Source organism: Streptomyces sp. NPDC026377 (assembly GCF_055567715.1).
This window is the reverse complement of the sequence record NZ_JBVHPV010000027.1, coordinates 25833-37733: the sequence shown is the minus strand read 5'-3', so window position 1 is coordinate 37733 and position 11901 is coordinate 25833. Positions and strand designations below refer to the sequence as shown.

General features: G+C 68.7%; 9 protein-coding genes and 2 pseudogenes. All 11 read right to left on the bottom strand.

The window, feature by feature from the left end; translation table 11 throughout:
* Positions 1-18: 18 nt before the first annotated feature.
* A pseudogene (locus ACZ4MU_RS33375) lies at positions 19-540 on the bottom strand (transposase); the annotation flags it as partial.
* Positions 513-611 (bottom strand): annotated as a pseudogene (locus ACZ4MU_RS33370) (IS5 family transposase); the annotation flags it as partial. The pseudogenes ACZ4MU_RS33375 and ACZ4MU_RS33370, both read right to left, overlap by 28 nt.
* Before the next feature lie 723 nt (positions 612-1334).
* The gene (locus tag ACZ4MU_RS33365) at positions 1335-1904 is read right to left on the bottom strand and encodes a hypothetical protein (RefSeq protein ID WP_467883283.1); all 570 of its coding nucleotides are present in this window, start codon (positions 1902-1904) and stop codon (positions 1335-1337) included.
* A gap of 7 nt (positions 1905-1911) precedes the next feature.
* Positions 1912-2040 (bottom strand): hypothetical protein, encoded by a 129-nt coding sequence (locus tag ACZ4MU_RS33360; protein WP_467883282.1) that lies wholly within the window; start codon positions 2038-2040, stop codon positions 1912-1914.
* Positions 2041-2081: 41 nt separating this feature from the next.
* Complete coding sequence (locus tag ACZ4MU_RS33355) at positions 2082-2306, bottom strand: SDR family oxidoreductase (protein ID WP_467883281.1); 225 nt, start codon at positions 2304-2306, stop codon at positions 2082-2084.
* Positions 2307-2775: 469 nt separating this feature from the next.
* Positions 2776-3186: a hypothetical protein gene (locus ACZ4MU_RS33350; protein ID WP_467883280.1), complete on the bottom strand. Its 411-nt coding sequence runs from the start codon at positions 3184-3186 to the stop codon at positions 2776-2778.
* The gene (locus tag ACZ4MU_RS33345; protein WP_467883279.1) at positions 3186-7100 is read right to left on the bottom strand and encodes a hypothetical protein; all 3915 of its coding nucleotides are present in this window, start codon (positions 7098-7100) and stop codon (positions 3186-3188) included. Before ACZ4MU_RS33345 ends, ACZ4MU_RS33350 begins: the two co-directional genes overlap by 1 nt.
* A gap of 201 nt (positions 7101-7301) precedes the next feature.
* The gene (locus ACZ4MU_RS33340) at positions 7302-8207 is read right to left on the bottom strand and encodes a hypothetical protein (RefSeq protein ID WP_467883278.1); all 906 of its coding nucleotides are present in this window, start codon (positions 8205-8207) and stop codon (positions 7302-7304) included.
* A 188-nt stretch (positions 8208-8395) separates the two neighbouring features.
* On the bottom strand, positions 8396-8953 hold the full coding sequence (locus ACZ4MU_RS33335) for an RICIN domain-containing protein (RefSeq protein WP_467883277.1): 558 nt from the start codon (positions 8951-8953) through the stop codon (positions 8396-8398).
* A gap of 30 nt (positions 8954-8983) precedes the next feature.
* Positions 8984-9529, bottom strand: coding sequence for an RICIN domain-containing protein (locus ACZ4MU_RS33330; protein WP_467883276.1), 546 nt, complete (start codon positions 9527-9529; stop codon positions 8984-8986).
* A 41-nt stretch (positions 9530-9570) separates the two neighbouring features.
* Positions 9571-11136 (bottom strand): AbfB domain-containing protein, encoded by a 1566-nt coding sequence (locus ACZ4MU_RS33325; RefSeq protein ID WP_467883275.1) that lies wholly within the window; start codon positions 11134-11136, stop codon positions 9571-9573.
* Positions 11137-11901 lie beyond the last annotated feature (765 nt).

Sequence of the window (11901 nt, the reverse complement as noted above, 5' to 3'; positions counted from 1 at the left end):
GAGGGCGCAGCGGATTCCGCAGCGGCGCAAGTAGGCGCGGTTCTTGCGGGAGGCATACGACTTGTCCGCGCGGACCCGGTTGGGGCGGACGCGTCGCCGGCCCGGCCCGATGCGGGGCACGCGGACCTTGGCCAGGACGGGCTCGAACTGCGGTGAGTCCCCGCGCTGCCCGGCGGTCACCACGATCGCCATGGGCTTCTGGTCCTGCTCGACGGCCAGGTGCAGCTTGGTGGTGAACCCGCCGCGCGACCGTTCCGGTCCATTATCTCCGGGCTCTTCATGGACACCGCCTGGTGGTTCCTTCTGCAGGTCACCCTGCCTTCGGGCTCCGGCCGCGTGCTGGTGGGCACGGCAGACCGTGGAGTCGACGTTAGGTCCCACACGATCGCACTCTCTGCGTCGGTCAGGACTGGAGCCGGGTAAGGATGCGTGCCAGGTGCCGTTCCGCTGCCACGGACAAAACAGGTCGAGACCCGGCCCCACGGCCCGTAGTCGACAGGCACGTCTCGCCACGGAACACCGGTCCGGCTCCGGAACCATATGCCGTCGATCAGCTGTCGTCGCGGCCAGACAGGTGGCCGCGCCTTCGCCCCCAACAACGGCTCCAGCACTGCCCACTGCTAGTCCGTGAGATCTCCCCGACGCATGAACCGTGATCATTCACAGTCCAAGATCCAATTTCGATAGACGGCCTAATGCCGCATCAGGCGCCGTCTGTTTTGTCGACGACGGCCTCTCTGGCCCGGTCCGCCGCGCAGGGAAGCATCCACGCGGCAGACCGTCACGAGGTAAACGTTGTCAGCGCGCGGGTCAGTGCGGCGTCGTATTGCTCCGCGTCGAAGTGAAAAGCCGGAGGGCGCGCCTCGTTAACGGGCACCTGCCAGTCGCACCACTCCACGATCCCGCCGTGACGCTGCACGAACACGGACAGGTAGCCACAGCATCCACCCGTGCACTCGGGCTCACCCAGCTCTACACGTCGTCCCTCGCCGGTTGCCCACAGGGAATCCTGGCCATCGACCGGCAATACCTTCTCGGCAAACGGGGCCGCGGCCTCCCTCTCCGATCGCGGCTGCCAGCACTTCCTCGCCATCGATCCGGAAAGACAGCTGGGCAGCCCATCGGGGGCCTGGCGGCAACACGCTGATCTCAAGCCAATTGAACGCTCCTGGCGGGCCCCCCGGGGTGGTACTGGTGCGGCTGTGGCCTGTCGGGCGATCTTGAGACTGCCCGGACGGAAGCCCTGCGAGAAGGCAGGTTCACGGGACGACGCAAGGGCAGCTAGCTAGCCAGTAGGTTCATGCGCCGGGTCAGACCGGCAGGGCGGTGGGCGGCTACACCTGACCGGGCGGCAGCAGCACGGTGATGGTGTGAGACACGAGAACGACGGTGGTGTTGACCGTGTCGTGGATGACGGAGCCGACGGGATCGTTGATGCCGTCGGCTGCCTGGGCAGGGAAGGCGAAGGCTCCAAGAGCGACGGTGGCGAAGGCCGCAGTAGCGGCGATGTACTTGATCACGTCTCCATAACCGTCAGAAGGTACAACGGTTACGCCGTCCCATCCCATCCCGCACCGCCACCACACCAGGCCATCCAGCAACAACGTCGGCCCCATTTGCCAATAAGCGTGCCAATTTGCCAACTGAGCTGCGCGGTGGCCGGCGTCTTCCTCGACTCTCTCGGCAACCCGAACACGGTCCGCAACTACGGGATCAGAGTGGGCGAGACCACCGAACAGCTCGGCAGGGGTCGGCCGCTGGCATCCGTCGCGGACGACGAGATCGGCGAGGCCCTGGAACTGCGGTGGGCAGCTCCCCGGCGAACAAAAAGGCATCGAGTCCAGCGAGCGACTCGGGCGCCGCAGGTGGGTCATCGAGCGGAAACCGGTGATCGTCGCGACCATCGAAAGCTCACTCGCCGTTCCCGAGCCCCTCGTGGAGAAGATGGACAACGCAGATGTCGCCGACGGGGACGTCGGTGATCTCGCTGATGATCTCGGCGAGCGCGGCGGTGACGTCGGCTCGGGCGATGGTGGGCATGGCGGTGCTTCCTTCGACAGTGGGGAGATGGGCGGGGGGTGTCACAGGGTGCGGACGAGGCCGCCGTCACAGCGCAGGGCGACTCCGGTCACGTACGACGCAGGGGCGCTGCACAGGAACGCGGCGGCAGCGGCGAACCCGGCGGGGTGACCGTAGCGGCCGGCGGGCATCGCGGCGACCGATTCGCGTTCCACGTCCGCCACGGTGCGGCGCGTGCGGTGCGGTTCGGCGGAGAAGTACGCCTGAGCGGCAGTGAAGTGGGGCACCGCCAGGCCCACCCCGGCCCGTCGAGGTCCTGAAAGAGGCTGCGGGCCCGGCTTCCGCAAGCGCCGTACATCGCGGAGGTGATCCTTGCCAGGAACCCGTGCAGGAACAGGACGTGGCGCGGCGGCGCCTGGGGACGTATCGAGCTCGGCCACCCGGGTCATCTACGCCGTGCGCTCTGCGCTGCTGGGCCTCGATGTTCTCGGGGGTCATGGTGCCGACCTTGCGGGCCACGGCTTCGGCGTGCTCGGGGGAAGGCGCGAAGGGCCTCCTCCTACTAGGCGGGTGTCAGACCCGCGACCAGTTCTCCGGCCGGTGGATGCTCATGGGCCTGCCGTCCTTCCTGGACTGTTGCCCCGGCGCCCCCCTGTTGGCCTCGACCTGAGGCATAACGCGTCACCGCTGTTCTCGCGGCGACGGTAATGCGGTTGCCCTGCCGAATGGAGCAGCAGGGCAACCGCCGGAGAAGGGTCAGCGCCAGTCGAAGGAATAGCGGTTGGCCACCCGGTCGAACGATGCGTCGACCCGGCGTGGAGGAAGACTGAACTCCTCCTCCGCCCAACCGCACATCGCCACCGGGACACCCTCTTCCTGGAAGTCCGACTCGACATAGGACATCCGGTGGATGACTACGGTGGCAGGGGCGCCTCCCACGCTGTCCGACACCTCGGACGCGACCGCCGCGAGGCCGTCACGCAATCCCGTCTTGACGGCTTCGTCGAGTCCGGAAGCCGTTTCCTCGAAGGCGATCCACACAGGTACCTCGGCGGACACGCGCTCACCTTCCGAGGGCTCTGCGTGCACCACCTGCGCTGTGAGCGAGATCCTGACGCCCCAGGGCCCTTTGAGGAGCTTGTAGATATAGGTTCTGGGTTCTGTCATCAGTCGAATTTCAGCATAAGGAAGACCGTGGACGCGAAGTAGTTCTCCGTGCCCTTGGCCGTCGGTCGGGTGATGTAACTCAGGCCGTGGGTGGGTTTTCCGTCCCAGAGAAGACTGTACTTCTCCATGAACTCCGTCGCGGCGTCGTCCGACATGAGACCCAGGTGGGCCTGCGGGAACATGGCCAGGGCCACGTTGCTGACCGTGAACCGCATGATCTCGGAGCCCGGCTTGTTGGCCGCGTAGGCCACGGCTTCGGCCCGGCTCCCCCATGCATAGACGCCGGGGCCGAAGTGCGCCCGGTGCGGCTCGGTGGGGAACGGGTTGCCGCCGGCCCGGAGTCGAGCCGCGTCCGCCTTGTCCTGGACGGTGAAGAACTCCATCCCGCCGCACGCGATGTCCTTCACCGCGTCGTTTGCGCCGCCGCTGCGGGCGAGTCTGGCGATCCCCTTGCCCTTGGGCTTCGGCTTGTCGCGGTCGCAGTCCGGAATCTTCTTCTGCACCCGCTCGACGGCTTCCTCGACCTTCTTGAGCCGCTTCTTCGCCGCGGCGATCTTGTCGAGGAACTTATTGATGCCCCAGATGGCCTTCGTGATCTTCGGGAGCTTGCTGCCGATCTTGAGCAGCTTGCCGGGCCCGATGTTCTGGACGATCGCCCACAGGCACGTCGGGATGTCGGGGTCGTCGATGCAGGCCTTGATGTCCTCCAGGAAGAGCTCGACCAGGAGCTCGGCCCCGTTCTCCATCAAGTAGTCGATGAGATCCTTGCCCGCGAGGTCCTTGGCCTCCTTGTACTGCTCGGGAGTGAGGTTGAGCTCCTTGAGCGCCTGGTCCAGCTCCGACCCCGACGCGGACACGTCGTGGGTCTCCGACGCCTTCCGGGCGGCTTCCTCGCGCGCCTTGCGCTCCTGCTCGCGCTGGTACTGCTCGGCGTTCTTGGCCGCCTCGTCGGCCTCCTTGGCGTAGGTGTCGGCGTTCTTCGCTGCTGTCTCCGCCGACTTGGCGTGCTCCTCAGCGGAATCGGCCAGCCTGCTCGCGTCGGCGGCGTCCTTCTCCGCCTGCTTGGCCGCGCCCTGGGCGATGGCCGCTTGCTTCTCCGCCATGGTGTCGGCGCTGTTGGCGGCGGCTGCCTCGTTCTCCGCCCGGGTGGCGGCGTCGCCGGCACGCTGGGCGTCCGCCTCGGCAGCCGTGGCAGCGTTACGGGCCGCGTTCGCATCCCCGTATGCGTCATTGGCCGCCTGGCGGGCGTCACGGGCGTCCGCCTGCGCCTGAGCGTCTGCCTGGTTGGCGCGGGCTGCGGCCGCACGGGCCTGCGCTGCCTCCTCGGCCGCCTGGGCCGCCGACTTGAGGGCGGCGGCGGAGGAACGGGCCGCGTCCGCCGCCGAGCGCGCAGCGTTGGCCGCGGCCTTGAAGGCCGGTGCCACCTGGGCGTTGGCACGGCTGGCCGCCGCCTCGGCGGCTTCGGCGGCCTTGACCGCCTCGTTGGCCTTGGCCTCGGCCGACTTGACCTGCTCCGCGCCCATCTCCACAGCGGCCCTGGCCACCGTTGCGGCGAAGTCCGCGTCGAGGTCCTGGCCGGAGAAGGGAGCTGTCAGTTCGATGGCTGTGTTCGCCGGATCGGCGATACCCGCGGCCATCGAACGCGCCGACATCGATGCCTGCACCGCGACCGTGGCCTGGACCTGCGCCATCGCCGCCTCGCGGTTGGCGCCGTCCACTTCGTCCTTCGTACGGTTGGCCGCCTGCAGGGCACCATTGGCCTCGACTGCCGCGAGACCTGCCAGGCGGGCCGCCTCGTGCCCGGCCATGCCCGCACGGGCTTCCTGAGCTGTCGCCTCGGCAGCCTTGTGGTCGGCCCGCAGGGCGGCGGCGTGCGTGGCCGACGCCTCGTAAGCGGCCCTCGTCGCGGCCTGATTGGCTGCGGCAGCGGCGGCCTCCGCGTTGTTCGCCGCCTCGTTCGCCCGCGCGGCATGCGCGGACGCCTCGGCGGCCGCGGCCCGCGCACGGGCGGCGGCACCCTCGGCCGCGATGGCGGCGGAGCGCGACCGCGTGGCCGCACCGCTCGCCTCGTCGGCAGTGGTTCGGGCCCGCACGGCAGCCTGGCCCGCGGCATTGGCCGCGGTCCGCGCCTCGGTTGCCGCGGTCCGTGCGGCCGCGGCGTCCTGCGTGCCCTGGGCCGCAGCGGCGTACGCCTCGGTCGCCCGGGCCCGGGCCTCCTCGGCCTTGTGCTCGCGCTCGGCGTCGAACGCCTTGTTCCGCGCCTCGCGCGCCTTCTCCTCGTCGCCGCGAGCGGCTTCGTCCGCGGTGGCAGACTTGCCCTCCTGGACGGAGGCCCGCTCCCGCGCGGCAGCGGCCTCAGCAGCGGCCGCCTGGGCCTCCGCACGCTTGGCCGCGGCCGTACGAGCCTCGGCATCGGCCCGCGCCCGCGCCGCGGAGGCATTGTTCCGCTCGCGCTCCGCCCGCCCACGGGCTTCCGCGGCCAGAGTGCGCTCGTGCTCGGCGATTGCCCGCTGCTCCATGGCGATCTTCGCCTGGCGCTGTGCCTCAACGCGGGCCTCGCGGGTCTTCCTGGCTTGGTCCCAGGCTTCCTTCTCGGCCTTCTCTGCGTCGATGCGCGCCTGCCTGCTCTTCGTGGCGGCGTCATCGGCGACCTTCGCCTGACGACCGGCCGCTTCGGCCAGCTGCGCCGCGGCCTTCGCGTGCTCCTCGGCGTTCGCACGCCACTGCTTGGCCTGCTCCTCGTGCAACTCCGCCTGGTTTTCCGCCCCCAGGCCTGCCGCGTCGGCAGCCGTCGCCTCCACCGCGTGCTGAGCGGTCTGCGTGGCCTTGACCGCGGCAGCGGCCGCCGACGCGATGCCCGCGGCGACCTCCGCCCACTGCGCGCCGCGCGTCAGACCGGTCTCCACCAGGACGTCGGCCTGCGCCCTCGCGCGGCCTGCGGCGACCTGCGCCTGCTTGGCCGCCTCGTCCGCGTTCTTGACCTGCCGGGCGATCTCGGCCTTGACCGGGCCGTAGTCCGACGACCGCTTGCCGGCCCGGTCGGCAGCCAGCATCCGGTCGGCCTGGCGTGCCTGTGCGGCCGCCGAACTCATGGCGTTCGAGGCGTTCTTGAGGGCCTTGACCGCATCACCGTGGGCAGCGATCAGCTTCGTACGGGCCTCTGCGGCGCGCGCGGTGTTCTCCGCCAGCTTCCGCAACTTCTCGGCGGCCTCCTGGGCCTCCTTCTGGGCCTTCTCCTCGGCGGCCCGCCGCTCGGCATCCTTCTGCGCGGCGGCCTGATAGCCCTTCTCCAAGAACTCCGCGATCACCTTGTCGTCTTTGGTCGCGAGGGCCGCCAGAGCGGCTTTCTTGACCTCCGGACCGCCGGACGTCGCCAGCATCTCGACCCGCTTACGGTTCTCTTCCGCGCGCTTCTTGTCGTTCTGCCCGGTCTGCTTGTCCCGCTGCCGCGCGATCTCCGCGCCAAAGGCGATGAAGTCGGCCCGGTCCTGCCGCGACCCCTTCAGAACCCGGTCGATCTCCTGCTCCAAGAAGGAGCCGCCCGTGCCGCGCATCGCCTCGATCGTCCGACGGTTCTCGGCGTCCGCGGCGTCCTTCTTCTCCTTGGCGCGTTGACGGGCCTCGGCCTCGCCGTGCTCCAGAAACGCCCGGATCGCCTGCGGATCGGTGCTCTCCAGAGCCTTCTTGGCGGCCTCTCTCACCTCCTCTTCCTCGTCGAACTGCGCATAGATGTCGACCAGTTCACGATCACGTTCGTCACTCGCCTGCTCGGCCGCGGTCCTGGCGACAGCGGCCGGCGCGCCTGCCGTGCGCGGGGCCAGGGCCGACAGCGGCCGCGTCGCGGGCTGGTCGGTGGCGGCGACGGCCTGCTGCATCGTGCCGCCCAGCAGCGCCACGACGACCGCCGTGGTCACCGTCTTTCCCACCACCGCGCCCGCGGCGCCGCGTCTTCTTCCGCCCCATAGCCGTAATCTGCGCATAACGAGAAATCCTCCTGAAAAAAGGGAAAAAGAAGCCCCTGCCCGCACACACGGGCAGGGGCATGGGGGAGCGAGAGAAACCGCGGGGACCATCACGGGGCCCGGGCGACGGGTTACCCGGCCGACCGCGCCTCGTCAGCCCTTGACGCGGCTCTCTCCGTCCTGGGCTCGGTCGTACATGTCCTTCCAGAACGCCGCCGTACCGGCCGCGTCCGCCTGTTCCTTCGCCCAGGAATCCTGGTTGGCCTCGGCTGGCTCAGCGATGTGCTTCCAGAGGCTGTCGGCACTGTCATCCGCCAACCTGGCGATGTTCCGCCAGTTCTCGGCCTGCGCCCGTGCCGCCTCCTGCTCGCCCAGCCACCTCTGACGGGCCGTATCCGAGTGGTCGGCCACCGTCTTCCACGCCGCCTCCGCCTCGTCCCGCGCCTGCGCGGCGTCGGCCGCATCCTTCAACGCGGCCTCGGCAGCCACGGCCTTCTCCACCAACCGGGACAAGGTGTAGTGCCGTACGGTCTCAGCCTCCGCGCCCCTCAGCCGGTAACCCTCGAGATCCAGGGCCGCGCCCGACGCCCAGCCATACCCGAAGAACTCCGCGACGTCCGCATCGGTCGCCGACGGCCGCAACGCCCATCGAGCCGCGACCCTTACGTTCTCCCCCGGGTCCCGCTCGGCGACGTCCTGTACGAACTCCTTGTCATGGGCCGTGATGTCCCGCCGGTGCTGGGCATCCGCCTCCCGAACCGACCTGTCGCGCTTCTGAGCCTCGGCATATCCAGACTTGACGAAGAGCGCCCGGTCCACATCCGATCCCTTCACGGCGCGTTCCGCGGCCGCGTGCACTTCCGGGGCGAAGGTCGCGGTGTGAGTTCGTGCCACCCGCTCGCAGAACGCGCGGTTACGGCTCCGCGTCTCCTTCATCCGCTGCATGGCCAGCTCGAACCCACCGCCCGGCGCCAGCCACTCCGTGATCGCCTCGTCGCCGCGCGAGCTGCGCAGCGCGAGCCAGGCCGACACGCGGATCTCGGACGGCAGATTCGACATCGCCATCCTCAGAACGCGGTCCCGGGCCGCCTGGGCCGCTACGGACCTGACCGGCAAGGGCTGGTCGGCCGCCTCGTCGCCCGCAGCGGTGACCGTGGCCCGGGCCGGCCCGGCCTCGGCGACCACTCCCCCGCCCGCCAGCAATCCGGCCGTCAGGACGGGCACGAGCCACCGATGTGCGCGGACGGTCACTTGACCGCCTTGATCTGCCAGAGCTGGGCGTCGCTCTGGTTGCAGGACCACGACTGCGCGCCCACGCCGTTGGTCCGCACGCCGTTCAGGAAGCCGCCGTTGTTGATGTCCAGGCAGCGCCCGCTCGTGTGGGTGACCCGGAACTCGTAGCTCTTGTTGGTGAAGTCGACCAGGGCGGCCTGCCAGCGCATCTGCTTGCCCTCGGTGCAGTCCCACACCTGCACAGCGGCTCCGATCTGCGTACCGCTGTTCTCGACTTCGAGACACCTGCCGCTGCGCATCGACCGGAGTTCGAAGGAGGAGTTGTCCACGGGGATCATGCGCCACTGCTGGGTGTCGGTCCCGTCGCAGGTCCACTGGATGGCCTTCGCACCATTTTCAGCGACACCCAAGAGGTCCAGACACATGTCGCTGCCCACCAGCTGGAGGGTGACGATCGTCCCGGCGGACGCGGGTGCACCGGTGTTCGCCGAGGCGTGTGCGGTGGGCGCGCCGGCGGCCACCGCGGCAGCACCGGCACAAACGGCCAGCGCGCGACGGAGGAGTCTTGCCATCGTGATTCCGTTTCTTCTAGGTGGTGGGCGTCAGGCCGGCAGCAGGCGCCAGCGGGCGAGGTCACGGCCGCATTCCCAGATCATCGCGCGCGTGCCGTCCTCCTCGGGCTGCCAGAAATGGATGCTCAGGCAGCGGTCGGGAGCCGACATAGGCCTCAGCTCGTACAGGTCCTTGGCGACCTCGACGAGCATCACCCGCCAGCGCTGGCTGGAATCGTCGAAACACCACTGCTGACCGACCTCGATGTCAGAGTCGGCCAGGCATCGGCCACTGTGCTGGGCCTGCAGTTCGAAGGTCCCCGACCCGACGGGCTTCAGACTGAAGAGCTGGTGGTCCGCGTCAGCGTCGCAGGTGGACTGCACCGCGTAGGCGCCATTGCCGATGGCGCCGTCCTGGATGGTGAGGCACTTGCCGCTACGTTCGACCTGCAGCCGTATGTAGGACGGCGCACCGGCCGAGGCGTGGGACGTGGACGGATCCGCCTGGGCGGTGGTAGCGCTGCCGACCAGGGCGGCGACGCTGGCACCGACGGCCAGCGTGGCTCTGACGGTCCGGAACATGTGGAGTCCGTTCATCTCTGTGGAGGGTTCGGGAGCAGAAAGCAAGCAGAAGGCGCTCAGTCCGCGTACGGCTCGATGACCAGCCAGGTGGAGTCCCGGTCGAAGTCCGTGCCGGACTGGGTGTTCGCGTAGAGGCGCCCCTGGACGTTCCGCAGCCAGACACCCGGCTTACTCGCGAGCTCGAAGGACTTGCCGTACCCGTTGAAGCCCTTGCGCGGACACCAGGAGGCGTCCGCCCGGAACTCGGCACTGCCGTCGTCCCCGGCGACCAGCACGTTCTCGCCCTGGTGCTCGTTCCTCAGGTAGTACCCGGGCTTGCTCACCGACTCGAAGGAGAAGCAGCCGGGGTTGCTGGCCAACGCTGGCACGATGACCCAGGTGGCGTCCTCACGGTCGGCCTGCTTGAACCCGTGGCTCATCGGGGCAATGAACACCTTGTCGCCATCGGCGGCATTCCTGCGGATGTACCAGCCGATGTCGGTGACGTAGGACGACATGAAGGACTGCCGCCGGGCCCGGTGCTGGTTCTCGTCCTTCAGGAACGTGGCGACGTCCTCGTCCGTCCCGGCCAGCGCCCTCTTCGCGGCGGCCACCAGATTGGGGTTCACACCGCCGTTCTCCGCTGCGGCCTGGATGCGCCGGGCGAGCTGACGGTTCTCCTCGGCGATCTTCTTTCGGCGGTTCTCGTCGTCACGCTTGTACGCCTCGTCGGCCCCGGCGTCGATGTACTTCTTCCACGTGGCCGGGTCGGAGCTGAGCAGTGCCCGCTGGGCGGCCGCGAAGAGTTCGGTGCCCTTGACGTCGGCAGGGGCAGCACGTAGCAGTTCGCGGATGAAGTTGTCGTCGGGAAGGCCGAGCATGGCCTCACTCGGCGTCACGCGGAAGAGCGCCGCCACGTTCTTGCGGGCGGCCAGCTGCCGCTGGCGCTCGGCTTCCTGGCGGTTCTTCTCCTCGATCTCCTTGAGCTCGTTCGCCACGTCGCGCTTGTGGGCCTCACGGGCGCCGTTCACGATGAACTCGTGCCAGTCGGGCGCGTCACCTGCCAGCGCGCGGGCACCCGCCGACCGCACCTCCGGCCCCGAAGCCGAGTGCCTCACGATGGCGCGCACGAAGTTGTCATCGCTGAGCTCCAGCAGCTCCGGACTGCTTGGGATACCAACCGCCAGCAACGCCTGGGACTTGGCGAGCCTGGCCGCACGGTCGGCCTCCGCCTTGTCTCGCTCGCGCTTCTGGTCGGTCTTGCGCGCTTCACCGATGCCCGTCGTGATGAACCGCACGTGATCCTCGGACTTGGAGCTGAGCATCGCCTCCTCCGCGGCGGTACGCACCGTCGCCATGCGCTCGCCCGCGTCCCTGGCCTTCTGCCACAGCACGTGGATGAAGTCGTAGTCGCTGAGCAGGAGCACCTCCGACGGCGGATCGAAGTCGACCTTCGACGCCGCCTCGATACGCTGCTCGGCAGTTGTGCCCACGGCACCGGCCTGGGCACTCGTCTTCGCGGGCTGCTCGGCGGCGGTGGCCGGTACGACGGCTCCGGTCACGGCGGCCAGCGCGGTAGTGGCCACGATGCCGCGAGTGACGATCTTCCGCAAACGCGCGGAGGTGATGTGGCTGTTGTGCATGCTGTGTCAGAAACCCCTCTGGTCCCAATGCTGGGTGACCCGATATATGGAGAGTGGTCACGGCGAAGTAGGCACCTCACCAGTGGCCCACCGAGCGGAATTCGTAGTTCTCGGACGCGCGGTGAAATCAGCCCGCACGACCAGGACGCGTGATACTGCTTCCCGGAAGGCCTGACTGGCCGCTGAGCAATGTCTCGCCGATGAAAGAGCGCTTCAGCGCCTCACGGGGGTATCGAGTACTGCGGCCCGGACGTCGCCGGGGCCGTTGCCGACGTCGCTCGTGTTCCGAGCCGACAGGCCAGGACTCTGCCCGGTGAACGTGGCATGAGCGCGATTAATATTGGCAGGCGGCCGATTCTGCGTGGCCAGGGTCACGGCACTGACCTGCGGGAAACCCGAGTTCGGCTGCACTATCCGTGTGGCAACAGCCGCCACCGCACGCATGGACTCCCCGCTCAGGGTCATCCCCCATACCCCCGTCAACGAACTTCAGGACGGGCGCACACAGCATGAAGGGGCGCAACCGCCCCGCTCACCCCGTACCCCCCGTCAACCGGATGAACCAGTCGCCATGACCGTATCCGCCATATGTCGAGTAATGGTCTTCTTCAGGCCAGCGGAATCCACTATTCCAAATGGAACATGACAGCAGCTCGACCAAGCGGCAAGGCCGACGACCACAGCCCCACGAGCGGCAAAAGTCAGAATCAAGTGAAGGGAACGTAAAGTGAGTTGACCAACGGAGAGGCTCATGGCCGGAACCAC

Bases quoted from the DNA above. Each gene is read 5' to 3' on its own strand.
- ACZ4MU_RS33365 (WP_467883283.1), bottom strand. From the start codon at position 1,904: ATGGTCGCGACGATCACCGGTTTCCGCTCGATGACCCACCTGCGGCGC.
- ACZ4MU_RS33360 (WP_467883282.1), bottom strand. From the start codon at position 2,040: ATGCCCACCATCGCCCGAGCCGACGTCACCGCCGCGCTCGCCGAGATC.
- ACZ4MU_RS33350 (WP_467883280.1), bottom strand. From the start codon at position 3,186: ATGACAGAACCCAGAACCTATATCTACAAGCTCCTCAAAGGGCCCTGG.
- ACZ4MU_RS33340 (WP_467883278.1), bottom strand. From the start codon at position 8,207: ATGTCGAATCTGCCGTCCGAGATCCGCGTGTCGGCCTGGCTCGCGCTG.
- ACZ4MU_RS33335 (WP_467883277.1), bottom strand. From the start codon at position 8,953: ATGGCAAGACTCCTCCGTCGCGCGCTGGCCGTTTGTGCCGGTGCTGCC.
- ACZ4MU_RS33330 (WP_467883276.1), bottom strand. From the start codon at position 9,529: ATGAACGGACTCCACATGTTCCGGACCGTCAGAGCCACGCTGGCCGTC.
- ACZ4MU_RS33325 (WP_467883275.1), bottom strand. From the start codon at position 11,136: ATGCACAACAGCCACATCACCTCCGCGCGTTTGCGGAAGATCGTCACT.